20 protein-coding genes are annotated in these 25879 nt (G+C 33.5%); 11 read left to right on the top strand and 9 right to left on the bottom strand.

Annotated features, from left to right (window positions below):
- On the bottom strand, positions 1–897 hold the full coding sequence (locus CD111_RS02555; protein ID WP_095090179.1) for an ABC transporter ATP-binding protein: 897 nt from the start codon (positions 895–897) through the stop codon (positions 1–3).
- 9 nt (positions 898–906) lie between these two features.
- The gene (locus CD111_RS02550; protein ID WP_095089621.1) at positions 907–1539 is read right to left on the bottom strand and encodes a TetR/AcrR family transcriptional regulator; all 633 of its coding nucleotides are present in this window, start codon (positions 1537–1539) and stop codon (positions 907–909) included.
- A 301-nt stretch (positions 1540–1840) separates the two neighbouring features.
- Between CD111_RS02550 and CD111_RS02545 the strand changes: the two genes are divergently transcribed.
- From CD111_RS02545 to CD111_RS02535, 3 genes are all read left to right on the top strand, one after another.
- Complete coding sequence (locus tag CD111_RS02545; RefSeq protein WP_095089623.1) at positions 1841–3190, top strand: amino acid permease; 1350 nt, start codon at positions 1841–1843, stop codon at positions 3188–3190.
- 316 nt (positions 3191–3506) lie between these two features.
- Positions 3507–4673, top strand: coding sequence for a hypothetical protein (locus CD111_RS02540; protein WP_095089625.1), 1167 nt, complete (start codon positions 3507–3509; stop codon positions 4671–4673).
- Positions 4674–4692: 19 nt separating this feature from the next.
- On the top strand, positions 4693–5913 hold the full coding sequence (locus CD111_RS02535; protein ID WP_095089627.1) for a metal-dependent hydrolase family protein: 1221 nt from the start codon (positions 4693–4695) through the stop codon (positions 5911–5913).
- Between the two features lie 56 nt (positions 5914–5969).
- Here CD111_RS02535 and CD111_RS02530 read toward each other — a convergent pair whose 3' ends face one another.
- Complete coding sequence (locus tag CD111_RS02530; protein WP_095089629.1) at positions 5970–6980, bottom strand: aldose epimerase family protein; 1011 nt, start codon at positions 6978–6980, stop codon at positions 5970–5972.
- Positions 6981–7123: 143 nt separating this feature from the next.
- Between CD111_RS02530 and CD111_RS02525 the strand changes: the two genes are divergently transcribed.
- A complete protein-coding gene (locus tag CD111_RS02525; protein WP_095089631.1) occupies positions 7124–8545 on the top strand; it encodes an amidohydrolase in 1422 nt (473 codons plus the stop codon).
- Positions 8546–8826: 281 nt separating this feature from the next.
- Here CD111_RS02525 and CD111_RS02520 read toward each other — a convergent pair whose 3' ends face one another.
- The 3 genes from CD111_RS02520 to gabT are packed head-to-tail and all read right to left on the bottom strand — an operon-like array spanning position 8827 to position 12891.
- Entirely contained in the window at positions 8827–10206 is a 1380-nt protein-coding gene (locus CD111_RS02520) for an NAD-dependent succinate-semialdehyde dehydrogenase (RefSeq protein WP_095089633.1), read from the bottom strand.
- Positions 10160–11566, bottom strand: a complete 1407-nt coding sequence (locus CD111_RS02515) for an APC family permease (RefSeq protein WP_095089635.1) — start codon at positions 11564–11566, stop codon at positions 10160–10162. The genes CD111_RS02520 and CD111_RS02515 overlap by 47 nt, the downstream gene beginning before the upstream one ends.
- Before the next feature lie 32 nt (positions 11567–11598).
- The gene (gene gabT, locus CD111_RS02510; protein WP_371868692.1) at positions 11599–12891 is read right to left on the bottom strand and encodes a 4-aminobutyrate--2-oxoglutarate transaminase; all 1293 of its coding nucleotides are present in this window, start codon (positions 12889–12891) and stop codon (positions 11599–11601) included.
- Positions 12892–12989: 98 nt separating this feature from the next.
- On the opposite strand from gabT, the gene gabR reads away from it, so the two are divergent.
- Positions 12990–14366, top strand: coding sequence for a MocR-like transcriptional regulator GabR (gene gabR / locus CD111_RS02505; RefSeq protein ID WP_095089639.1), 1377 nt, complete (start codon positions 12990–12992; stop codon positions 14364–14366).
- A gap of 40 nt (positions 14367–14406) precedes the next feature.
- On the opposite strand, the gene CD111_RS02500 is transcribed toward gabR, so the two are convergent.
- From CD111_RS02500 to CD111_RS02490, 3 genes are all read right to left on the bottom strand, one after another.
- Positions 14407–15687, bottom strand: coding sequence for an amidohydrolase (locus CD111_RS02500; RefSeq protein WP_095089641.1), 1281 nt, complete (start codon positions 15685–15687; stop codon positions 14407–14409).
- Positions 15688–15700: 13 nt separating this feature from the next.
- A complete protein-coding gene (locus tag CD111_RS02495; protein ID WP_095089643.1) occupies positions 15701–17212 on the bottom strand; it encodes an AbgT family transporter in 1512 nt (503 codons plus the stop codon).
- Between the two features lie 87 nt (positions 17213–17299).
- Positions 17300–18142, bottom strand: a complete 843-nt coding sequence (locus CD111_RS02490) for a LysR family transcriptional regulator (RefSeq protein WP_095089644.1) — start codon at positions 18140–18142, stop codon at positions 17300–17302.
- A gap of 97 nt (positions 18143–18239) precedes the next feature.
- On the opposite strand from CD111_RS02490, the gene CD111_RS02485 reads away from it, so the two are divergent.
- The 6 genes from CD111_RS02485 (at position 18240) to CD111_RS02460 (ending at position 25626) form a co-directional block, all read left to right on the top strand.
- Positions 18240–19229, top strand: a complete 990-nt coding sequence (locus tag CD111_RS02485; RefSeq protein WP_095089645.1) for a YeiH family protein — start codon at positions 18240–18242, stop codon at positions 19227–19229.
- Positions 19230–19680: 451 nt separating this feature from the next.
- On the top strand, positions 19681–20256 hold the full coding sequence (locus CD111_RS02480; protein WP_095089647.1) for a GNAT family N-acetyltransferase: 576 nt from the start codon (positions 19681–19683) through the stop codon (positions 20254–20256).
- 220 nt (positions 20257–20476) lie between these two features.
- Positions 20477–22000 (top strand): PTS mannitol transporter subunit IIBC, encoded by a 1524-nt coding sequence (locus CD111_RS02475; protein WP_095089649.1) that lies wholly within the window; start codon positions 20477–20479, stop codon positions 21998–22000.
- A 24-nt stretch (positions 22001–22024) separates the two neighbouring features.
- Positions 22025–24067 (top strand): BglG family transcription antiterminator, encoded by a 2043-nt coding sequence (locus tag CD111_RS02470; protein WP_095089651.1) that lies wholly within the window; start codon positions 22025–22027, stop codon positions 24065–24067.
- 6 nt (positions 24068–24073) lie between these two features.
- Positions 24074–24508 (top strand): PTS mannitol transporter subunit IIA, encoded by a 435-nt coding sequence (locus tag CD111_RS02465; protein WP_095089653.1) that lies wholly within the window; start codon positions 24074–24076, stop codon positions 24506–24508.
- On the top strand, positions 24508–25626 hold the full coding sequence (locus tag CD111_RS02460; protein WP_095089655.1) for a mannitol-1-phosphate 5-dehydrogenase: 1119 nt from the start codon (positions 24508–24510) through the stop codon (positions 25624–25626). The genes CD111_RS02465 and CD111_RS02460 overlap by 1 nt, the downstream gene beginning before the upstream one ends.
- The last annotated feature ends 253 nt before the right edge of the window (positions 25627–25879 follow it).

Below are 25879 nucleotides of genomic sequence, written 5' to 3'. Positions count from 1 at the left end.
CTACTCACCTCTTTCGATATCTTCACCGTAGTGGCGCATAAATAAATCTTCTAAAGTAGGCGGCATACTTTCTAGTTTCATCAATTCAAATTGACCTAAATATTTTATAACATTAGATACCTCTTTCGAATCTACTTGAAAATGATACGTATCTTCTTCTATTGTTATATCGTGTACACCCACTTGTTGCTCTAGGGCAGTTAATTTTTCTTTCGTTTGAACAACAAAATGCATTCTCGTTAAATGTCTTAAATCATTTAATGATCCTGTTTCAACGATTTCACCTTTTCTAATGATACCGACTCTGTCACATAATTTTTCAACTTCACTTAATATGTGACTAGATAGCAAAATACTTTTCCCTTCTCTTTTCTTTTCTAATACGCATTCTTGAAAGACTTGTTCCATCAATGGATCTAAACCTGACGTTGGCTCATCTAATATTAATAAATCAGCATTAGTTGCAAATGCAGCTATGAGTGCTATTTTTTGTCTATTGCCTTTAGAATAGGAGCTGCATTTTTTAGTTGGATCTAAATCAAATTTCTTAATTAATGCGTCTCTTTTCTCGTTGTTTTTCGTACCACTTAACTTTAGAAACAAATCTATAACTTCTCCACCAGTTAAATTGGGCCATAAGTTAACATCACCAGGGACATAGGCGATATTCTCATGGATTTCAACTGCTTGTGTCCAAGCATCTTTTCCAAACACTTCAATCGTACCTGAGTTTGTCTTTAACATGCCTAGTATCGCTTTTATGGTAGTAGATTTACCCGAGCCATTTGGGCCAATAAATCCAAATATTTCTCCTTCATTTACCGTAAATTCCACACCGTTTAATGCTTTAAATTTTCCAAATGACTTTGTTATTTGATTAACTTTTAATAATGTCATCATCGCTCACTATCCTTTATAGAATATTTTTCGCATCTCTTTAATTAATAAATCATATTCTTCATAGAATGCATCATAATTATTATCCTCAATCATATCTTGTGTAACTCGTCCCTTAAGAGATTCACCAAATCCAATTATCGAATATCTAATGATATTTATTGCTTGTTCAATGTCTAAATCTTCTCGAAACAAAGAAGTATCTATGTCTTTATATAAATTTATTTCAACCTTCTTTTGTAACTGAATTATAAAATCTTGTTGTGCTTTACTAATATGTTTATGGTCTGATGCTTCCAGTAGAACTTTTGATAAAAACTTGGACATTTCAGGATGTTTTTTGAACATTTCTGCCTTAATCTTTGTTTGTTTAGTCAACCTTTCAAATACATCTTTCTCCTCCATATCAATCTGTTTAAAGTAATACGTCTTGATAAACTCTAAAGAATAATCCACTAGAAATTTAAAGAGCCCTAACTTGTTGTCAAAATAGTAAAAAAGCATCCCCTTACCTATACTTGCGTCGGCTACAATGCGATTTGTCGAACTACGACTAAATCCGTGACTTGAAAATTCTAATAATCCTGCATTAATAATTTTTTGGCGTTTCTCTTCGTCTAAATTATAAAAAGCTTTGTTCATTTTACACACCTACTTCATTACATTAGACCAATGTGGTCGATTACATCTTACATCTTTCGACCGATGTGGTCAACTTATTAAATTTGTATTTATATTCATCTTTTACTTCTTAATTCCAGAAAAATTTTACAATATAATTAAACGCTTTCATTGGCGCTGTTGCAATTCACAGCATTTCACCTCAAATGTATAAATATTAATTTTCATGGATTATTCTGAAAATAGTAGTATAATTTCCTTTATATTGATTTTTAGAAAGTAAATTTTTAATGATTGTTACGATTAAGGAGTGCGAAAAAGAATGGATAATCATGAGTTACAACGCAGTATGTCCAATCGGCATATTCAGTTAATTGCAATTGGTGGCGCGATTGGTACTGGCTTATTTTTAGGTGCTGGTAAAAGTATTTCATTAGCTGGTCCTTCGATTTTGTTAGTTTATATTATAATTGGCTTCTTCTTATTTATTATGATGAGAGCTTTAGGGGAACTCCTCTTATCTAATAGTGAATATAACTCTTTCACAGATATTGCCGAACATTATTTAGGGCATTTATTCGGTTTCTTAACCGGTTGGACTTATTGGTTCTGCTGGGTAGCAACTGGTATCGCAGATATCACTGCCGTCGCTAAATACATACAATTTTGGTATCCTGATGTACCTTCATATGTTTCAGCAATCGGGACAGTACTCATACTATTAGGGCTAAATTTGTTAACCGTTAAACTTTTTGGTGAAATTGAATTTTGGTTTGCATTAATCAAAATTATCGCAATCATTTTATTAATCGTTATCGGATTATGGCTTATCTTTACTGGTTTCAAATCTAGCACCGGAATACAATCTGGATTCCACAATTTATATTCACACGGCGGCGTTTTTCCAAATGGTGCTATGGGCTTCTTATTAGCATTTCAAATGGCAGTATTTAGCTTCGTTGGGATTGAGCTAATTGGTGTAACCGCTCGTGAAACGAAAGATCCAGAACAAAACTTACCAAAAGCAGTAAATTCTATTGGTATTCGTATTTTAATTTTTTATGTATTAAGTTTATTAATTATTATGAGCATCACACCTTGGAATAAAATATCTGCCTCGGAAAGTCCTTTTGTGAACTTATTTGTATTAGCAGGCATTCCAGCTGCAGCAGGCATAGTAAACTTTGTAGTCTTAACTTCAGCAGCAAGTGCAGCGAATAGTGGACTATTTAGTAACAGTAGAATGGTATACGGTCTCGGACAAACAGGCCATGCACCAAGGCAATTAAGTAAAACAAACAAACGTGGTGTACCATACCCAGCTTTAATATTCTCGGGTGTTGTATTATTCTTTGCTGCAATACTTAATTACTTTATTCCAGATGATGTATTCACTCTTGTTACAACATTAGCAACGATATTCTTTATCTTCATTTGGTCCATCATCTTAATTTGTTATATAAAATATAGAAAAGAAGATGCCCACTTACATAAGAAATCTAAACTCAAGAATCCATTCGGTGTTATAGGCTCTTACTTAGCACTCGTATTCTTCGCATTCGTACTTGTTATATTATTCTTTGCAGAAGATACGAGATCCGCATTAATCTACTCACCAATTTGGATCATATTATTGTTGTGCATTTACTATATAAATAAAAACAGAAAATAAAAAAAACGCGAAAATCCGTATGCACTGCGGATTTTCGCGTTTTTTTAATTTTTGTATGCCTATTTTGCTAGATTACTCAATCTTGCCACTTAGTCCTCTTCTATTTTGCTAGTTTCATCAATCTAGCAAAATAGGGCCTCTAACCATAAATCGTCATTTATGTTTTATAATCATATATTCAGTAGTAATGTGCTTTATTTTGAAATATTAGTGTAAATATATCTCAAAATTCTAAATATTTAGAATACACTATTAACTATTCTATTTTATTATGCTAAAATCAACATCATTATACTCAAAAGGGAAGTGATGAAACATGGTGAATGAACCACTTATATCTATGACGATATTATTTTCATTAATCGTATTAGGTGAGATTATTTCTAGTTTAACGAAAGCTCGTGTTCCGATGCTCTTAACATCTATGGTGAGTTATTTATTACTTAGTTGGGCAGGTATATTACCTGATAAGATTTTAGATAATGCTATTTTGCCCTCTCTTGGTGCGTTAGTCATTGCACCTGTTATTATGCATATGGGGACAATGATGCCGCTTTATATTCTGAAATCTCAGTGGAAAGCTGTTGTTATTTCTGTATTTGGCATTATAGGATCTACGACTTTAATTTTGCTGTTTGTCACTCTGATGTTTGATTTTCGTACTGCAGCATCCGGTGTTGGACCTATCGCAGGTGGTATTGTAGCTTTACTTATTACAGTTGATAAATTAAAAGAAATAGGTTTAGCAAACTTAATTGTATTACCTGCTATCGTTCAAGCGTTACAAGGCGTAATAGGTATGCCACTCAGTGCAATTTTAATGAAGAAATATTCAAAGTATTATCTTGAAAATAGAGAGCATGATAAAAATGTTGCCTCTATATCTAACAAAGAAACAAAACAAAAAGAAAATATTTTTAATAAACAACCATTTTTACAAAACAATGTCGTTAGACTGTTTATCATGTTCCTATTATCAAGTATCGCCTTCATTATTGGCGATTTAACTGGTATTCACTTTACGCTTATCAGTTTATTATTTGGTATTATCGGTTTAAAAATCGGGTTATTTGAACAGAAGGAAATGGAGCGTAATCAGTCATTTACTATTATGATGGTATCTATTATTTTAATTGTTATTGGCTCAATGGGTGGGATTAAGCCTCACGATTTATGGGTACATTTACCGGCTATTCTATCAATTTTAATTATTGGTACGATTGGTATTTTAGTTGGTGGTTTCGTAGGTGCAAAATTAATCGGTTGGAAACCTACTAAAGCATTACCAGTAGCTCTAACTGCATTATTTGGATTTCCGGGAGATTACATCTTATGTGAAGAAGTTAGTCGATCTGTTACAGATAATGAAGAAGATAGAGAAGATGTATTTAATGAACTATTAAGTCCAATGATAATTGGTGGTTTTACAACTGTAACTGTTGCGTCTGTTGTATTAACGACCATCATCATGAACTTTATTTAATCAAATAGGAGGCGTTCACATGCTTATTAAAGATATTCATTTAATTGATGGTACAGGTAATGAAGTAATGCACAATGTCGATGTAAAAATTAAAAATGGAACTATCTCTGAAATCGGTCAAAATTTACATGATACAGATGTCATAGAAGGTAACGGTCAATACTTATTACCTGGAATGATAGATAGTCATGTTCATATTATGTTAGAGATGGCCCCATTAGAAAGCAAATTCTCCACACCATTTTCGTATAATTTTTATAAAGCAATGGATTACTTAAAACGTACAGTTGATGCAGGTGTAACGACTGTACGCGATGCGCTAGGTGCTGATTTAGGTATTAAAGAAGCCGTAAATGATGGATTGATTCTAGGTCCAAGATTACAAATCAGCATTAATGCGTTGACGATTACCGGCGGTCACGGAGATAGCTATACGAAATCAGGTATTCAGTTACCTATCTTACAAGATGGTTATCCAGGTATGCCAAACGGAATTTGCGATGGTGTAGAAGAAGTCCGTAAGAAAGCGCGTGAAATGTTACGAGCAGGTGCGGATGTATTAAAAGTACATGCAACTGGTGGTGTAACCAGCGCAACCGATCATCCGGATTATACGCAATTTTCTGTTGAAGAGTTAAAAGTCATCGTACAAGAAGCTAAATTTAGAAATAATCGAAAAGTCATGGCACACGCACAAGGTTTAGAAGGTGTTAAACAATGTATTGAAGCAGGCATCCATTCAATAGAACATGGCATTTATTTAGACGATGAAGCTTGTCAATTAATGAAAGAAAAAGATATGTACCTTGTACCAACACTACTTGCACCACTTTCAGTAATAGAATTTGCAACAGAACTAGGCATGAGCCAAAATTCTATCAATAAGTCTAAACAAGTTATGCAAGATCATATTAATAGTTTTAAGAAAGCACATCAAGACGGTGTTAAAATCGCAATGGGGACAGATGCAGGCGTATTCAAACATGGCACAAATTTAAGAGAGTTAGAATTAATGGTAGAGCATGGCATGACAGAAATGGAAGCCATTGTTTCATCAACTAAAACTGCAGCAGAATGTTTAGGTTATGACACAGAACTCGGCACAATTGAAGTTGGTAAGAAAGCTGACTTTATATTATTAGATCAAAATCCACTAGATAATATTTCCGTATTAAAAGACCCAAACAGAATCAAAATCGTCGCAATTGAAGGTAACATCGTTAAAGATATTAGATCATAATAAGCAAAACAAAAAAGCGAATGGAACACATTAATGTGTCCCATTCGCTTTTTGTTTTATCGATTTGATATGGTATAACTTGTTACACTTTTGAATGGTTCACCTTTTCTCAAAATTGAAGGTGCTTTATCACCATACAAATGTATATCGTCTGGTATTGATTGTGCTTCTAATGTGAATCCGCCATGAGTTTTAATATTCTGGTTTGTATCATTCCATTCCACTTCATTCAATGAAAATACAACTACAAATGGTCGATCAGTTTCTAAAGTGACTTCTAAATCTTCGTTTGAAATTGTGAATTTCTCATTCTCCATAAGAATTGGATGATCTATTCCATTAAATTTACTAATTTGATTCAACTGACTTTCAAAAATATCTTTAAAAGACATAATCTTCTTTCCAATTGCTTCGTTTAGGTTTATATTGTCTTTTGACCTTACGATTTCGTCATCATCTAGGTTGTACATAAGAATATTTTCATTTTGAATAACATGATTATCAATAGTAGTATCCGTCTCATTCAAATTAAAGTATACATGGTTCATTGGATTAAATAATGTATCTTCCGTACTTGTCGCTTCATAACTGATTGTCCATTTTCTATCAATTAAATGATAGCTATGTGTAACTGTCCCTTCAATATTACCTGGGTATTGATCATCTTCTTGTTTTAATGTGATTTGATAAGTAACTGTCACTACATCTCCATCATCTATCACCTCATAGTCACATATTTGTGTATGTAAACCGTTACTACCGCCATGGATATGATGTGGATCTTCATTTCTTTCTAGCTCATACGTTGAATCATTTAATTTGAACGTTCCATTTGCAATTCTCCCACCATATCTCCCAACTGTTGCACCAAAGAAATACGGATTTTGACGATAATATTCAACAATATTATCATTTTTGTCAGGACCCAACACGACAGAACGCCCATTAACTTTCCAATCCACAATTCTCATCCCATAGTTCGTTAATACGATTTCTGAATTTTGATCAAAGATTGTAATTAAATCAATCCCTTTATCTTCGTTTAAATTCGTAATCTCAAAAGCCAATATAATTCCCCTCCACCATTGTAGCGTTGTTTTGTATTACATAAATATTAACACTCAATTATAGCGACATACAATCACACAGCTTATTATTGTCGCAATATTATGATAAAGTGTAATTATATACATACAAAGGGGGATGTTTTATGAATCGCACAACTTTTTTAAGAGATTTCAAAGAAAATCATCTTAATCAATTTAAAGATATAAGTGAGTATCTTTTTTATCATCCTGAATTAAAATTCAAAGAATTTCAGTCTGTAGAATTTTTGATATCTCGTTGTAAAGAATTAGGGTTTACCGTAAAAGAAAATGTCGCGAATATTGAAACTGCGTTTATTGCATCATATGGATCTGGTAAACCGGTCATTGCTATTTTAGGGGAATATGATGCACTACCAGGTTTATATCAAACACCTAACTTGTCTTCTAAAAATGATGAGGGGAAGGCAGTTGGACATGGTTGTGGACATAATTTATTAGGTACAGGCGCTTTAATGGCCGCGTCAATGGTCAAAGATTACATTTCTAAAAATCATTTAAATGGAACTATTCGCTTTTATGGTTGTCCTGGTGAAAAAATTGGCTCCGGAAAAACATTTATGGTGAGAGATGGTGCTTTTGATGATGTAGATTATGCTTTATGTTGGCATCCTTCACCATCAAATAGTGTCATGAACTTATCGTCACTTGCTAATTATTTAGTTAATTTTCATTTTAAAGGGATATCTTCTCATGCTGCTAATAGCCCTCATTTAGGAAGGAGTGCTCTTGATGCAGTGGAACTTATGAACGTTGGTTCTAATTATTTGAGAGAACATGTTACAGATGATGTGAGATTTCATTATGCCCTTCACGATGTAGGCAGTTCTTCACCAAGTGTCGTTCAAGATACCGCTACTGTTCAATACCTCATACGAGCTAAGACAATAGACGGCGTTAATGATGTGTACAAACGCATTAAACAAATTGCTAAAGGTGCATCGTTAATGACAGAAACTGATGTCGAAATTGATTTTGTTAAAGGATGCTCAAATTACATACCTAATGCTATGTTAGGTGATCAACTTTACAAATCTATGCATGATATTTATAAATATAATGCAAGTTCAGAAGATGAAAATTTTGCTAAAGATATTTTTAATTCGTTATCAGAAAATGAACAAAAAAATAAAATAACAAGTTTAGTCGGATTTGGTTTCATGGATACAGAAGAATCATTAGAAGGAAAATATATTTATGATAAAATCAGTCCTTACAAACCATCCGATGAAATCTTATCTGGATCAACTGATGTTTCAGACGTAAGTTGGGTTGTTCCAACTGGCCAAGTATCGTGTGCAACATCCGCAATTGGAACACCTTTACACACATGGCAAATGACCAGTCAAGGGTTATCCAATTTAGCTTTCGAAGGAACAAGCAATGCTGCCATGACGATGGCACATACTGCAATAGAATTATTACAGAATAAAGACCTTAGAGCATCGGTTGACGAAGAATTTAAAACCTTCCAGTCGAAAAATGTATATAAAAATCCTATACCAAAAGAAGTATTACCTAGGTAATTAGTCTGTGGTCCGCAAATCTCATTTGCGGACCACATATTCATTTATCTGGACCGTATATCCAGTTTGCGGGCCACATAATCCGTTATCTGGACCGAATAATCCATTTGCGGTCCACATAATCCGTTATCTGGACCGAAAGACTCAATTCTGATCCGTGGTCTGCGCATTCTGCCTGTTACCAATTAAAAAAATGCCGTATTTAATATTTTCACTCAATTGAGTTTACATTAAATGCGGCATTTTTATATATTATATTATATTAGCGTGTTAGTACAAGCTTACATATTTCCTATAGATAAATACTTTGTTTCTAAATATGGTTCAATTCCTTCTATTCCACCTTCGCGGCCATAGCCACTTTCTTTGAAACCTCCGAATGGTGCATGTGCTGCTGATGGTCCACCATCATTCCAACCAATGATTCCATATTCTAATTTATTATATAGATAGAATCCAGTTCGATAATCATTTGTGAAATAATATGCTGCTAATCCAAATTCTGTGTCATTGGCTATTTGGATCACATCATCTAAATCTTTGTAAGTCATGACTGCAGCAATTGGTCCAAATGTTTCTTCATGCATTACTTTCATGTCTAAATTAGCATTATGAATTACAATTGGTGCTACAAAATTACCACCTAATTTGATTTCGTCAATTGTTCTTGAAAGTTCACCGCCGTGTGATTTTGCATCTTCGATATGCTCTAACACTTTGTCTACAGCTTGTTGGTTTATTAATGGCCCCATATCTACTTGTTCATCCATACCGTTGCCAACATTTAGATTGTGTACTTCTTCTATTAGTTGCTTAATATATTCACTTTCAATATCTTCATGTACATAAATTCTATTTGCACTTATACATGTTTGACCTGCATTTCTAAATTTAGTCGCAATCGTTTGTTTTACAGCTAATGATATATCTGCATCTTTATGTACGATAACTGGCGCTAAGCCACCTAATTCCATTGTTACATTTTTAACTGAATCAGCAGAACCTTTAATCAATGATTTACCTACAGCTGTTGAACCTGTAAACGTTATTTTCTTAATCAGTGGATTTTCTGTAAATAATTGACCGGCTTTTTTGCCACTTATGATAACGACTTGAATTACATCTTTCGGTATACCCGCTTCATGTGCCAATTCAACCATTCTTATTGTTGTTAAAGGCGTTTCATTAGCAGGTTTACATACTGTCGCACATCCTGCAGCAATAGCGGGTGCCATCTTTCTAGCTATCATAGCGGCTGGGAAATTCCATGGTGTAATTGCCCCAACTACACCAACAGGAAATTTATCTGTTATGATTTTCTTGTTAGACGCATTGGCAGGAATTGTTCTACCGTATAATCGTTTTGCTTCTTCTTGATACCACTTTATATAACTATTAGCATAGGCAACTTCACCTAATGCTTCTTTATAAGTTTTACCGTTCTCTTCAGTAATTAATTTAGCGAGTTCTTCTTTATGTTCATCGATTAGTTCAAACCATTTTCCTAATAATTCAGCACGTTGATGTGCATCTACTTCTTGCCAATTTAAAAATGCTTCATGTGAGGATTGAATTTTCTGTTTCACACTTTCATCAGTATCCATCTTTATTTCTTTAATTAATTGATTTGTCGCTGGATTGTATATTTTCATTTTTTCCATATTTTACGTCTCCTTTTGCAGTTGATTTGATAACATATAATACAATTGCGATACCATACCATATGAACACGATAAACCATTCATTTGGCCATACAAGTGATGACGGCATCCCTGGCATATATATAATGATAAAACCGATACTTAATATAATGGCGATGATTCCAACTGCTTTACCACTTTTAACACGGTAAGGTCTTTCTAAATCTGGGGCTACTTTTCTTAATTTCAAAAATGAAATTGCAACAAGTAAATACCCTAACACGACGCCTACACCTCCAGCGTCCACAATCCATACAAGTGCGGGTCTTCCTAGTAATGGCGCAACAAAAGCAAGTATCCCTAGGAATAAAATGCCATGAGTCGGTGTTTTATATTTTGGATGAATGTAACTAAACCACTTTGGGATCATATTGTTTTTAGCCATGGCATATAGAATACGGCTTCCACCAATAATAAAGGCGTTCCAACTCGTAATAATACCAGCTACTCCACCTAAAACTAATAATAATCCAAAAGCATCATTTCCAAATAAATTTGCCATTGCATCGGCTGTAGCTAATTCACTTGTTTGTAATTCTTTACTCGTTAAACCTGTTGAAACACCGAATACAATAAGTAAGTAGAAGATAACAGAAGCAATGATAGAAATAATTAAGATGCCTCCTATTTTCTTCGATGGTGCATTCACTTCTTCGGCAATTTGAGGAATAACATCAAATCCTACAAACAAAAATGGAATCATAATCAGCACTGACATAGTTCCAGTTGCGCCATGTGAAAATAATGGATTCAAATGCGTGAAATCACCATTAATACCTGCGCCACAAACAAGCAATAAGCCCACGCCTACTATAAATATCGTAAAGACTGTTTGCATAATAGCTGCTGGTTTAACACCGAAATAATTTAATGAAGTTAATAATATACTACCGATTGAACCGATGAGTATCCATGTGATATAGACATCCCAACCTGCAATATTCCAAAGCAAGCCTTTATGTTCAAATGGTATGACATAATCGATAACCGTCGGCAAAGCAACCGCTTCAAATGTAATGACAGAAACATAGCCAAATAGAACAGACCACCCTGATATAAAGGCAATACCTGGACTAAATGCTTTCTTCACAAATATAAAGCCGCCACCAGTTTCTGGAATTGCAGATGCTAGCTCTGCATATGTCAGTCCAATAAAGACGACTAATATACCACCAAGTAAAAATGCAATAATACTACCAAGAAAACCTGCTTCTGAAATCCATACTCCTGAAAGGACAACCCACCCCCATCCGAGCATGGCGCCTATAGCTAAGAATAGAACATCAAATATGTTCATAGATTTTTTAAATTGCGAATTCATACACAATCCCCCTTATTTTTCATTAACAAGTTTTACTTTATGCAGTTTTCTAATATAGACAAGCCTTGTTCCAGTTCGCTATCTGTTATAACTAATGGTGCTAAGAAACGGATGACATTGCCATTGATACCGGCTGATAATAATAATAATCCTCGTTCATTAGCTGCTTTAATTATTTGAGTTGTCTTCTGTTTATCTGGTGCTAGCGTATGAGGATCCACAACTTCCATTGCTACCATTGCGCCTAACCTTCTTATATCACCAATAAAATTATATTTATCTTTATAGCGTGTTAATGCCTGTTCAATGTTATACCCCAATGTTTCTGCTTTATCATTTAAATTTTCTTCTTCAATAATTTCTATTACTTTTAAAGCTGCTTCACACGCCAAAGGATTCCCCGCATATGTACCACCGATTTCTCCAGGTTGTGCGCTATCGAGAATTTCACTTCGTCCAACTACACCACTTAACGGAAATCCTGCTGCTAATGATTTAGACACCGTTATTAAATCTGGTTCAACATCAAAATGTTCAATTGCGAACGTCTTACCTGTTCTACAGAAACCAGTTTGTATTTCATCTGCTACAAATACAATGCCATTATCTTCACATATCGATTTAACCGCTTGAACGTAACGCTTATCTGGAATAATAAAACCGCCTTCCCCTTGAACAGGTTCAAGCACTACACATGCTACTTCGGAAGGATCTACTGTTGCTGTAAAGAATGTCTTTAAATCTTTAATAACCATATCGATATATGCCTCATCTGTTAATGACGCTGGTTTTTCTGAAATATAAGGATACGGCGCTTGATATACTTCTGGAGCAAATGGTCCAAATCCAAATTTGTATGGCTTTACTTTACTCGTCATAGACATTGTTAAATTTGTACGACCATGAAAACCTCTTATAAATGATACTACTTGTTGTCTACCTGTATATTTTCTTGCTAGTTTCACAGCATTTTCTACTGCTTCTGCACCAGAATTTAATAATACTGTTTTTTTATCAAAAGTACCCGGCGTAATTTGTGTCAATTTCTGAGCTAAGCGAATATAGCTTTCATACATAATGACACCAAATCCCGGTAATATAAATCTTTCTATTTCATTTTTTAAATGTTCAGTTATTTTAGGGTGTGAATGTCCGACATTCAATGTTCCAATTGCACCAGCAAAGTCTATCCATTCATTACCTTCACTGTCGACTACAGTCGCACCTTTAGCGTAATCAGCAATTTTCAAATTACCATTACCTACCCCTTTTGATACATATTGATATCGTAAATGCTCTAACTCTTCTTGTGTTTGACCCATCATGATCCCTCCAATTTTATTATTAAGCACATCATAATAAAAATGTTGGTATAATGAAAAGTACCAGTTTGAACTAATTAATGGTACCAGAGGTGAAAATTATGCTTAAATCTTATAAATACAGGGTCATTTACGATAAATTAAAACAAGATATCATGTCACAAAATTATAGCAGTAATGAAAAGTTACCTTCTAAACGTCAGCTAGCTATGGATTATAACGTGAGCATCAATACTGTCAAAAATGCTTATGAACAACTGATTGCTGAAGGTTATATATATACACAAGAACGTCAAGGTTACTTTGTTGAATCATTAAACAAATTAATTATTCAACAAGATTCTACGATAAATGGAGGTAGTGCTTTAGAAACGATTGATTTACCTTTTCGATATTCTTTCTCTCATATGGCTACGGATAATGCGCTTTTCCCGATAGATGTTTGGTCTAAAAGATTGAAAGAAGCATTTAACCTCTTTAATAAAGAATTATCTGAGATGCCTGATTTCAAAGGACCTTTAGAACTAAGACAATCAATTGCACAACTTATTTCTTATAAACGTGGTGTCACTTGTCATCCTGAACAAATCATCGTGAGTTCAGGTACTACTCATTTATTAAGAAGTTTATTAAGTTTATTTGATCAACCTATGCGCGTTGGTATTGAGGATCCTGGCTATGCACGATTCAGACAATTATGTTTAGACATGAACCAACATGTCGTTAATATACCTTTAGACGACAAAGGGTTATCAATCTATCATCTCAAACAGCAAAAACCTGATTTTGTCATTACAACCCCTTCACATCAATTTCCAACCGGAACAATCATGCCTATATCTAGGCGTATAGAGCTATTAAATTGGGTTACTGAACAACAACGTTATATTATAGAAGATGATTACGATAGTGAATTTAAATATGGTACAGACAATATCCCATCTTTATATAGTTTAGATAAAAATAACCGCGTCATTTATTTAGGGACATTTTCGAAAACATTGATGCCAAGTTTACGTATAAGCTATATGGTGTTGCCTAATTCATTATTACAAGAATATGATAAACTAACGGAGCGTCAAATTTCAGATTTAAGTTCTTTAAATGCATATACTTTGCATCTCTTCATTAAATCTGGAGATTATGAAAAGTATATCCGAAAAATGCATCATATATATTCTGAAAAACACCACTTATTTATTAATTCTCTGAATCAAACTTTTGGTGATGATATTACTATTTATGATATGAAAGCTGGCTTGCATTTCTTAGTTAAAATTAAAACATCTTTATCATATGAAGAAATTGAAAAACGTTCTAAACATCATCGTTTAGAACTTTATACAATTCAAAGGTTTACATCGCAAGATAACTATTATGATAATTCAAATGCTAAGACTTTCGTCATCGGAATTGCTAAAATCAAACCCGAAGATATTCAGCCTGCTATTGAATTATTTAAATCAATTTTAATTTAAACATAAAGAAGCCGAGACGCAAATAGTCTCGGCTTCTTTATTAGTTTCCATTATATAATTTCACAATTTCATACATACAACTTATGCCGTTAAACATATCATGTTCTTTTACATCAAACTTCGGATGATGATGGTTATATTCATGATCACTCCCAATATTCATATAAATAGCATCTTTACCGTTACGCATCACGCTATCTATATAATAAGTTGCATCCTCACTACCACTGGGTGTCGTTTCATTTGGAATAATATTTAACTTTGGAAATTTTTCTTTCAGTAATGAATAAATTGTTTGTTCCATGTTTTCTGATGGTTCAATACTGATTGCTTCTCCTACTTTTGTAATATTTATCTTTACACCAAACATCGCTTCAATTCCAGATTTAATGTCATAAACTCGTTGTATCATAAATTCATTTACGATATTATTTTCTCCTCTTACTTCCATTTGTAAATACGCTTTATCTGCAATGACATTTCGCCCGCTTCCAGCTTGCAACGTACCGACATTTACTCTAGATGCACCTTGTTCATGTCGTTCTATCGCGTAAACTTGTTGTACAAATGTTGCTGCAGCTAACAAGGCATTCTTTCCGTCTTGTGGTTTTGCACCAGCATGACTTGAAACCCCTTGGATCTCAACGTCTAATTTAGATGAAGCAAGAAACCCTTTAACAGATGTTATAATTTCATTTGATTTAGCATTTAAGCCTATATGCGAACCTATAAAATAATCAACATCATCTACGACACCACTTTCTACCATAGATTTCGCGCCTCTAACCCCTTCTTCTGCCGGCTGAAAGATTAATTTAATGATGCCTTTTAATTCTGTTTTATGATCCATCAACAACTTCGCTAAGCCTATACCGATTGTAGTATGTACATCGTGTCCACAAGCATGCATGGAACCATGATTTTTTGATGAAAATCCATGAGCAGTAGGATAATGATTGCTATCTTCGCTTTCCGTAATAGGTAAAGCATCCATATCAAATCGTAACGCTATAGTAGGTCCAGGTTTGTTTGTATCCAATGTTGCTACAATTCCCGTATAACCATCTTTAAAATCAGGTAACGCCTCATTAAGCTGGTTTAGTTTATCTATATGCGCTTTAAATGCTTCTTCACTTGGATACCCCATTAAATAATCTTTATTCATCACTTCTAAACCACTCTTTATCTCATACCCTAATGAAGTTAAATTTTCTTTCACAATATTGGCTGTTCTAATTTCTAGAAATCCTTGTTCTGGAAAAGCGTGTAAATTTCTTCTCAGTTTAATAAGTGAATCTTTAAATGCGTTATCCAATTCCAAATTAACTCACCTCTTATAAGTTTTTCGTTACACCAGGACCTAGTGGTAATCCTGTTAAATAGAAGAATGTTAATAATATAATCCAAGTTATAATAAAAGCGACCGTGTAAGGAATCATTAATGAAATAAGTGTTCCTATACCTGCTTTCTTATCGTACTTATTTAAAAATGCTATGATGACAACAAAATATGGATTTAAAGGTGTCACAATATTAAATGATGAGTCTGCAATACGATATGCTGCTTGTGTGAAACCAGGATGAATGCCGAGTTGCATAAACATAGGTACAAATACAGGTGCTTCTAATGCCCATTTTGCAGAACCTGACGTGATTAATAAGTTCAAAGATGCCGTAAATACAATATATAACAGTATTAATCCTAAGCCAGTTAAGTGTATACTCTTTAAAAACTCTGCCCCATTCATCGCAATCCAAGTAGCCATATTGGACCATTGGAAGAAACTAATAAATTGAGCCGCAACAAATATCAACACAATATATCCAGACATATCATTTACTGCTTCAGTCATAAACCCACCAATATCATGAGTTGATTTGATTTTTTTATCTACTATACCAAATGTGATACCCACAACTAAGAACAGTCCTAATATCACTGGTACAATACCAGCTAAAAATGGTGATTCTAAAATATCTCCCTTCGGTCCCATCAACGGACTATTCGGTATAAACAATCCAATCGCTAATATTAAGACATAGATTGCACCGGCAATTAATGACAGAACAAAAGCCTTCTTTGCATAAGGTGAATCTTCGTGTTGATCTAGTTCATCGACACTCCCCTTATATTCACCTAGTCTAGGTTCAATAATTTTAGTCGTAACTAACGCACCAACTATCGTTAATAAAAATGTAGAAATAATATTAAAATACCAGTTTGCCACTGGTGAAACGACCATACTTGGGTCAATAATTTTAGCAGATTCTGTACTAATACCAGCAAGTAATGCATCTGTACCTACAACTAATAAGTTTGCAGTAAATCCTGAACTTGCAGCCGCAAATCCTGCCGCTAGACCTGCTATAGGATGCCTACCTAACTTATAGAATACCATTGCAGCTAGTGGTGGAATTAATATTGTTGCAGCATCTGATGCAATATTCCCCATTATCCCAATAAAGACGACCGCGTATGTAACAAGTGACGGTGGTGCTTTGACGATTGTTTTTTGAATAATATATTCTAAAAAACCTACTTTTTCAGCTAAACCTACACCAATCATCATAGAAATGACGAGACCTAAAGGTGCAAATCCAGTAAAGTTCGTTACCAAATTCGTTAAAATATATTCTATGCCTTCACCAGAGAATAAGTTTTTAACTTCGAGTACTTTATCTGTCCCTGGTGGTTTAACCGTTGCATTAAAGAAACTAAATACAAACGACAGAATCATTACAAAAATAGCTAAATATAAAAATAAGAAAAATGGATGTGGTAACCTATTACCAATCGTTTCGATACCATCTAAAACCCTGTTAGACTTTTGCTCTTTTGTTGTCATTTTACCATCTCCTTTAAACGAATTATATCATTAGGAAATGTATAATAATATGACTAAATTGAAGATTCTGAAAAATATCTCGCTATATTATTTAAAGTCGTAGTTTTTAATTTCATCGACAATTGTATTAAATTTATTTGTTTTGTATCTTGAGTGATTAGCAACTAAGAAGAAGTTTCTTTTCAAATTTAAATCTTGTGTTGTTATATGCTGATTATCTGAAGTTTTAATTGAGAAATTAGAAAGTATTGTATATCCCATATTTTGTTTAACAAGTTCTAATATGAGTTGATTATCATTAATGACAACCTTTCTAGATGTGAGATTCATTTCTTGTAATAACATATCTTGATAATATCTAATGCCTGATCCTGTTTCCCTGACATAACTTCTCATATCATCTAAGCTATCTTTAATTTTTTTATTTTTTATTAACAATAATCGATCTTTCGTTAATACTTCACTACTAATTTTGTCATCAATTACTGGTTTTTCTATTATTCCAAGATCAACTGAATAATCTTTCAAATGACTAATCACTTCATTTGAATTATATACATAGATGTATAGGTTTAAACTTGGATATTTTGTTTGAAGATATATCGATAAATCTAATAACTTTGATTGCCCAAATGTGTGGCTCGTCCCTATTACAAACTTTCCTTTAACATCTTCCTTATGTGTATTAATTCTAGTTTGTAGTTGTTCATCTAAAATCGCTAACTGACATGCATAATTATAAAGTTCCATACCTTCTTCAGTTAATATAATTTCTTTACGCGTATTTTCAAAAATTTTAATTTGATATTTTTCCTCTAACGTTTTGATGTCTCTGCTGATAGACGGCTGTGACTTGAACAACTTATTTGCTGCATTTGTAAAACCTTCTTCTTCCACGATCACTTTAAGTATATTTAGTTTATCTTCCAAAACATCATCTCCATAACAATTTTGTTATATTATATATTTAAAAATAGCATTTCACAAATAATCATCTTCACTTTAAAATGTAACTGAGGTGATTACAGTGGGCATTAAATTAAATAAGCCTTTCATTTTAGGGATTGGTTTTACTTTTGTAATTGCAGTTGTCAGTATTTTATTATCTAATTTACCAGTTTTTAATAAAGTTGGTGCTTTGGCAATTGCGATTATTACGGCAATATTATATAGACATTTTTTAGGATATCCAACAAAATATGAGTCTGGTGTAGCATTTTCTACAAAAAAATTATTAAGACTCGCAATCATTTTATATGGATTGAAATTGAACTTATCTACCATAATTAATCAAGGTGGAACATTATTACTACTAGATGTTGGCGTTGTTGCTTTCGCTATATTATTTATACTGTTTCTAAATAAGTTCATTAAAGGCGATAAAGATCTCGTTTTATTATTAGGCGTTGGAACAGGCGTCTGTGGTGCTGCAGCAATAGCCGCGATTTCACCTATATTAAAGTCTAAAGAAAGTGATGTTGGTATTAGTGTAGGTTTAGTCGCAATTATGGGAACAATATTCTCATTAGTATATTCTCTACTCATCGTATTATTCCCAATGGACCCAACACATTACGGTATTTGGGCTGGATCAAGCTTGCATGAAATTGCACATGTTGTATTAGCTGCTGGTGCTGGTGGGTCTGACGCACTATCTATAGGACTATTAACAAAATTAGGTAGAGTATTCTTACTTATTCCATTAAGTATTATTTTCTTAATTATCGTGAATAGTAGATCTTCTAACAAAGTATCTCAAAAAATTGATTTTCCTTATTTCTTAATTGGATTTTTAATTATGAGTGCAGTTAATACTTTCATTACAATTCCAGAAGGTATTATGAGCGTTATCAGTACATTCACGAATTTAACACTCATTATGGCAATGGTCGGATTAGGTTTGAACGTTTCATTTGGTGATTTAAGAACAAAAGCATTCAAACCAATGATCGCAATGGCTATTACATCTGTTGTTCTATCTGTTATTACATTTTTCGTAGTTACAATTTTATTATAATTTTAACTATAAAGAGCCTGAGACATAATTCGTGTCTCAGGTTTTTATATATATTGATTAATAATAAAAAGGGAGAATTTTTTCATTCATTGCTACTTAGCGCGCTCCTATTATACTAGATTCTTCAGTCTTGCCACTTAGACCTCTCCTATTTTGCTAGATTCTTCAGTCTTGCCACTTAGACCTCTCTTATTTTGCTAGATTCTTCAGTCTTGCCACTTAGACCTCTCTTATTTTGCTAGATTCTCTAGTCTTGCCACTTAGACCTCTCCTATTTTGCTAGATTCTCAAGTCTGGCTACTTAGACAAAGATAAAGTATTTATCGCTTTGGTTATTCAATTGATATTAGTTAAATATTCTAGTTTATTCTTTTTCATTTCGTATTGCTTCTATTTATTTTTTAGAAGGCGTACAATTAATGTAAATATGTAATGTAAAGGAGATTATTTTATGTATAATCTAAAAGATTTACATTTCTCAACTGAACGGCTATATATTAGGCCGATAACTGTTAATGACCGGCAAGGATGGCTTGAAGGTTTCAATAATAGACACCCTTCTCAATATCGTCATGATAAAGGCAAAGTAAATATGGATGAATGTGATAAAGATTGGTTCTTCAGTTACGTGAAAAATATACAAAATCTCATTAAAAATGATGACACATATATATTCGGACTATTTTTAAAGAACGGACAGCATATTGGCATGGCAGATATTAAAATTTTGAGTCGCTCTGATTTCCAATGGGGTGAATGTGGTTATTTCTTACACAATCAATTCTGGGGGAACGGCTATGCGTATGAAGCGATGCATAAAATTATAGAACAATGTTTGGATACGCTTCAATTACATCGTATCGAGGCTCACATCAATGTGGACAATGAACCATCTAAAAATCTCATCAAAAAATTAGGTTTTAAATATGAATGCACCCGTGAAAAATTCATTTATGAGTTTGATGAATGGACAGATAATGAAGTGTATTTTATAAACTTACACAATGAACGCATCATAGAGGAATAAAATTTTAAACGCACTTTTTCTTATTAGTGTTCAGCACATTCACTTAAGTGTATAATTACAATGAAAATGTTTTTGTTTTACTTTCGCTACATTTTTCGAGCTATGTCACACCTGTCAATTATCTTGTGACAAAGTTGTGTTTACTATTCATTGTTTACCGCTACATATCCCCGTATCATTGGAGTACAAATTACTTTAAGTAAGGGAAGGTGTGTTTAACATGGGAGAACAAACAGAAAAGAAAAAAGGCATAGGCCCAAAGGTTCAAGCTTTTGGTTCGTTTTTAAGTAGTATGATCATGCCGAATATTGGTGCATTTATTGCTTGGGGGTTAATAACTGCATTATTTATTCCGGATGGTTGGTTACCGAATAAAGAACTTGCGACGATGGTAGATCCGATGATCAAGTTCTTAATTCCATTATTAATTGCATTTAGTGGTGGGCGTTTAGTACATGGTCTACGTGGTGGTGTCGTTGGGGCGACAGCTACTATGGGGGTTATTGCTGCATTCCCAGATACACCAATGTTAATTGGTGCAATGATTATGGGTCCATTATTAGGTTGGTTAATGAAGAAAGTAGATGCTTTCTTAGTACCTAGAACACCACAAGGCTTTGAAATGTTATTTAATAACTTCTCAGCAGGTATTCTAGCTTTCGTAATGGCAATTCTAGGTTTTAAAGGTTTAGCACCTCTCGTTGAAGGCTTAATGAAAGTGCTCGGTGTCGGTGTTGATTTCTTAGTATCTCATCACTTGTTACCACTTGTAAGTATTATTATCGAACCTGCTAAAACAGTGTTCTTAAACAATGCGATTAACCATGGTGTACTAACACCATTAGCATCAGAGCAAGTTACAGAATTTGGTAAGTCCATTCTGTATACGTTAGAGTCAAACCCTGGACCAGGTTTCGGTATCTTATTAGCATATATGGTATTTGGTAAAGGGACAGCTAAAGCTACATCATATGGTGCTGCTATTATCCACTTCTTCGGTGGTATTCACGAAATTTATTTCCCATATGTATTAATGCGTCCATTATTATTAATCGCTGTTATCTTTGGTGGTATGACAGGTGTTGCAACATTTAGTTTATTCAACTTTGGTACAACTGGACCAGCATCACCAGGTTCCATACTTGCATACTTTGCAGTTACACCTAAAGGCAGTTATACAGTCATGCTACTTGGCATATTCTTAGCTACACTCGTTTCATTTATTATCGCATCAATTATCCTGAAGTTCACGAAAGATCCAGAAGGAGACTTAGAAGCTGCAACTGCTGACATGGAAGCTCGTAAAGGCAAGAAATCTTCAGTTAGCGGTGCATTAACAGGCGAAAACAATAAAGAAAATGTAGAATCAACTTCTGAACAAACAGACGACGAAGCTGAGTCTAATGAAGCTGATGATTTATTAGATAAATATGACACTGAAAATGTAGATGCTCATGATTATAGCCATGTTCAAAAAGTAATCTTTGCATGTGATGCCGGTATGGGTTCAAGTGCTATGGGTGCGGGAATGCTTAGAAATAAATTCAAAAAAGCAGACCTCACTGACATTGAAGTAACAAACACTGCAATTAACCAATTACCAGATGATGCAGATGTCGTTATTACTCAAAAAACATTAACAGACAGAGCAATCAAGAAAAATCCTAAAGCAATTCATATTTCAGTTGATAATTTCTTGAATTCACCAAGATATGAAGAATTAATTAATGAATTGAAAAAATAGTATTAAACAAAGGAGTGTTGGCCAATGATGATCAGTAACAGGGAAAAAAGTATTCTCAAATTACTATCTGAGCGCCTTCACTCTTTTTTAACGATTCATGACATCGCACAAACACTTGGAATTTCTTCAAGAACTGTTCATAGAGAGATGAAACGCGTTGAGGAAACACTTAAGACTTATCATCTTTCGTTATCAAGAGTGCCTAAATTAGGTATAAGAATCGAAGGTACACCCGAAGATATCGATGGTTTTGTACAAAGATTAAATGAACAACATACTATTGATTTATCTGACGAAGAACGAAAAGTTATTATTTTATACAACTTAATTCAATCAAAAGATCCAGTAAAACTGTATAGTCTCGCTAATGAAATTGGTGCGTCAACGCATACTTTAAATAAAATAATTGAACACTTAACACCTGAACTTGAACTGTTCGATTTATCACTAGAAAGAAAACGTGGTGAAGGATTAATTTTAATTGGTGATGAAGTTGATAAACGACAACTTCTCGCGAGAATTATGCTTGAAAAACTTGATAGCGATAGCGTTTATTCTGTAGTTGAAGATCATTTCGTATATCACACATTAAATGAAACGCATTTACAAGGAATTGTAGATATAGATAGATTGTTTAACGTCGAACGTTTATTAATGGATGAGTTAGGTTCACTTCCATACACATTAACCGAAGCGAGTTATTTAACTTTAACCATCCATATCGTATTAGCAATTGAGCGAATTAAACACGATGGTCATGTTGAAATTGAAGATGATATATTACAAGACCTCATTACGACAGATGAATACACTGTTTCAGAAAGACTAACAAATCTACTGAGTAATATTTATGACGTTACATTTAATGCATCAGAAATTGCATTTATTACGATGCATTTAAGAGGTGCTAGAAGACGTCATGAAACATCACATGAAAATAATGAATTAGATGGACAACGTGTTAATGAACTTATTCAATACGTAAAATCTCAAGGGTTTATTTTCAAAGATGAAACATCTTTGTTTAACGGTTTAAGTTCACATTTAGAACCTGCTTTAAATAGAATAGAGGCTAACATTGAGACCTACAATCCGCTTACCGAAATGATAGAAAGTTATGATGAACAACTATTTAATGCCGTTTCATCAGGTCTAAAGATTGTACTCAGTGATTATCATTTTCCTAAAAGTGAAGTTGCATATATCGCATTACATTTTGGAGGTATGGTAGAAGCTAAAGCACAACATTCTCTAAATATCTTAGTAGTTTGCAGTAGTGGCATTGGAACAAGTCGTATCCTTTCGAACCGTCTGAAACAGAACTTTCCTGAAATCACACAAACTACTGAAGTTTCGGTTAGTGATTTAAAGACAATTGACATCAAGAAGTATGACGGCATGATTTCAACAGTTGCAGTGGATACCCAGTATCCTCATATTACTGTCAATCCTTTGTTACCTACACACGATGCAGAAAGTGTTAGATATTTTTTAAAGTTACAGCAAACAAATGTTACAAAACCGAGTTCTACTCAAGGGGAAGATTATACCCTTTCTTATGATGATTATGATCATGTCATGACATTCATTAAAGATAGTACCGCACTAATTCAAAACATCATTGTAGAAAAGAAAAAAGTAACGAACCTTAATCGTTACTTAATTCAAACATTAACAAAACATGATGTTATCGAACGATCAAATGAATTTAGTGAAAAACTTGAACAAAGAATAACACTTCAAGGTTTTGCATTAACAGGTTATCCGATTGCGATACCTCATTTATCAGATGAGCTTATTAAGAAACCGCAACTGATTATAACTGAATTAACTAAACCTTTAACACTAACGACATTAGAGAATAAACAGCAAGAGGTAAATTGGCTCGTCTCAATGTTCATACCTATGAACTCTGAACAAGGTCAACTTATGAGTGAAGTATCATCATTAATAACAGAACATTTGGATGATATAAGTCAGTTGTTAAATGATCAAGTGTTGATTGAAAACACACTTAAATCATTTTTCTTAAATAAATTAAAACAAAAATTAACGAAAATGGAGTGACCAAAAATGACAAAATTATTTAACCCAGAAAACATTTTTATGAACCTTTCAGTGAACAATCAAGATGAAGCAATCGAAAAAGTAGGACAAGCACTTGTTGAAGATGGCGCAGTAACTGAGAAATATACTGCAGCTATGAAAGAACGCGAACAAATTGTTACAACTTACATGGGTAATTTCTTAGCAATCCCTCATGGTACTGATGAAGCAAAAACTGAAGTATTAAAATCAGGTTTAGTTTTACTTCATATTCCAGATGGCGTTGATTGGGATGGTAATGAAGCAAAAGTTGTCGTAGGTATAGCTGGTAAAGATGGAGAACATTTAGATATCCTTTCACAAATCGCAATTGTATTTAGTGAAGTTGAAAACGTAGAAAGAGTGATTAATGCTCAATCTAAAGATGAAATATTAGCTATCTTCGAGGAGGTTGAACTTTAATGAAAGCCATTCACTTTGGTGCTGGTAATATTGGACGAGGATTCATCGGTAAAGTATTAAATGACAATGGTTATGACGTAACATTTGTCGATGTAAATGCCGATGTTATTGACCAAATCAACAAAGAACAAGCTTATGATGTGGTTATCGCAAACGAAGCAAATACGAAAGAACCAGTTTCAGGTGTGAAAGGCATTAATAGCCTAACACAAACTGATGAATTGAAAGCAGCAATACTAGAAGCAGATGTTATCACAACCGCTGTAGGTGTCAATATCTTGCCAATCATTGCTAAATCATTTGCTCCTTTCTTGAAAGAACGCGACGCAAACAAACCATTAAATATTGTAGCCTGTGAAAATGCGATTATGGCAACTGATCAACTCAAAAAAGCAATACTTGATATTACAGGTCCTTTAAACAAAAACATCACCTTCCCTAACTCAGCCGTTGACCGCATCGTTCCACAAGGTCAAAAAGAAGGTTCACTCGATGTACTCGTTGAACCATTCTTCGAGTGGGTTGTTGAATCTTCAAAATGGCAAGGAAGCCAATTAGAAGATGTACATTATGTAGAAGATTTAACACCATATATTGAAAGAAAACTCTTAACTGTTAATACTGGTCATGCTTACCTAGCTTACTTTGGCCAATATAAAGGTTACAAAACGATTCTTGAAGCTATTCAAGATAAAGAAATCAATGATGGTTTACATGAAGTTTTAAACGAAACAAGTCAGTATCTTGTTTCAAACTTCGAAGCGTTCACTAAAGAAGATCAAGCTTACTATGTTGAAAAAATAATCGGTAGATTTAATAACGCTTATTTATCAGATGATGTTACTAGAGTTGGTCGTGGTGTAATTCGTAAAGTCGGTCCAAATGATCGTATCGTGAAGCCATTAACAGTATTAGCTAAACAGAATAAGAAACATTCAGGATTAGTTAAAACTTTATGTTATTTATTGGCATATCATGATAAAAACGACAAAGAAACACTTGAAAAAGACGACTACATCAGTAAACACAGTGTCGCTGAATTTTTAAATAAATATGCAGAATTAGATTCTGATTTAATCGAAGAAGTCATTATTCAATATACTTCTATAGAAAAATAATATGCATTATGCACGAATCTCTAAAACATTTAAAAGAGATTCGTGTTTTTTATTGTTTAAATAATATTAAAACTACATTTATTTGTGAATACATGAAATATACAATTAATATATCTTCATTTCGTAAAATGCCATTTATTTTATTAGTATGATGAATAATTATGATACACTTAAATTCCTATTTATTATATTATGCTGTACTTTCCTTTGTGGTTTTATATTATTAATAAAATTATTTAATTAAATTATACTC

The sequence above is a fragment of the Mammaliicoccus stepanovicii genome, assembly GCF_002902525.1.
Classification (GTDB): domain Bacteria; phylum Bacillota; class Bacilli; order Staphylococcales; family Staphylococcaceae; genus Mammaliicoccus; species Mammaliicoccus stepanovicii.
Note: the sequence above shows the minus strand (reverse complement) of the source record. Positions and strands in the feature narration are given on the sequence as shown.

Coding starts and splice junctions, on each gene's coding strand:
- CD111_RS02555 (WP_095090179.1), bottom strand. CDS start 897: ATGACATTATTAAAAGTTAATCAAATAACAAAGTCATTTGGAAAATTT.
- CD111_RS02550 (WP_095089621.1), bottom strand. CDS start 1,539: ATGAACAAAGCTTTTTATAATTTAGACGAAGAGAAACGCCAAAAAATT.
- CD111_RS02545 (WP_095089623.1), top strand. CDS start 1,841: ATGGATAATCATGAGTTACAACGCAGTATGTCCAATCGGCATATTCAG.
- CD111_RS02540 (WP_095089625.1), top strand. CDS start 3,507: ATGGTGAATGAACCACTTATATCTATGACGATATTATTTTCATTAATC.
- CD111_RS02535 (WP_095089627.1), top strand. CDS start 4,693: ATGCTTATTAAAGATATTCATTTAATTGATGGTACAGGTAATGAAGTA.
- CD111_RS02525 (WP_095089631.1), top strand. CDS start 7,124: ATGAATCGCACAACTTTTTTAAGAGATTTCAAAGAAAATCATCTTAAT.
- CD111_RS02520 (WP_095089633.1), bottom strand. CDS start 10,206: ATGGAAAAAATGAAAATATACAATCCAGCGACAAATCAATTAATTAAA.
- CD111_RS02515 (WP_095089635.1), bottom strand. CDS start 11,566: ATGAATTCGCAATTTAAAAAATCTATGAACATATTTGATGTTCTATTC.
- gabT (WP_371868692.1), bottom strand. CDS start 12,891: ATGATGGGTCAAACACAAGAAGAGTTAGAGCATTTACGATATCAATAT.
- gabR (WP_095089639.1), top strand. CDS start 12,990: ATGCTTAAATCTTATAAATACAGGGTCATTTACGATAAATTAAAACAA.
- CD111_RS02495 (WP_095089643.1), bottom strand. CDS start 17,212: ATGACAACAAAAGAGCAAAAGTCTAACAGGGTTTTAGATGGTATCGAA.
- CD111_RS02480 (WP_095089647.1), top strand. CDS start 19,681: ATGTATAATCTAAAAGATTTACATTTCTCAACTGAACGGCTATATATT.
- CD111_RS02475 (WP_095089649.1), top strand. CDS start 20,477: ATGGGAGAACAAACAGAAAAGAAAAAAGGCATAGGCCCAAAGGTTCAA.
- CD111_RS02470 (WP_095089651.1), top strand. CDS start 22,025: ATGATGATCAGTAACAGGGAAAAAAGTATTCTCAAATTACTATCTGAG.
- CD111_RS02465 (WP_095089653.1), top strand. CDS start 24,074: ATGACAAAATTATTTAACCCAGAAAACATTTTTATGAACCTTTCAGTG.
- CD111_RS02460 (WP_095089655.1), top strand. CDS start 24,508: ATGAAAGCCATTCACTTTGGTGCTGGTAATATTGGACGAGGATTCATC.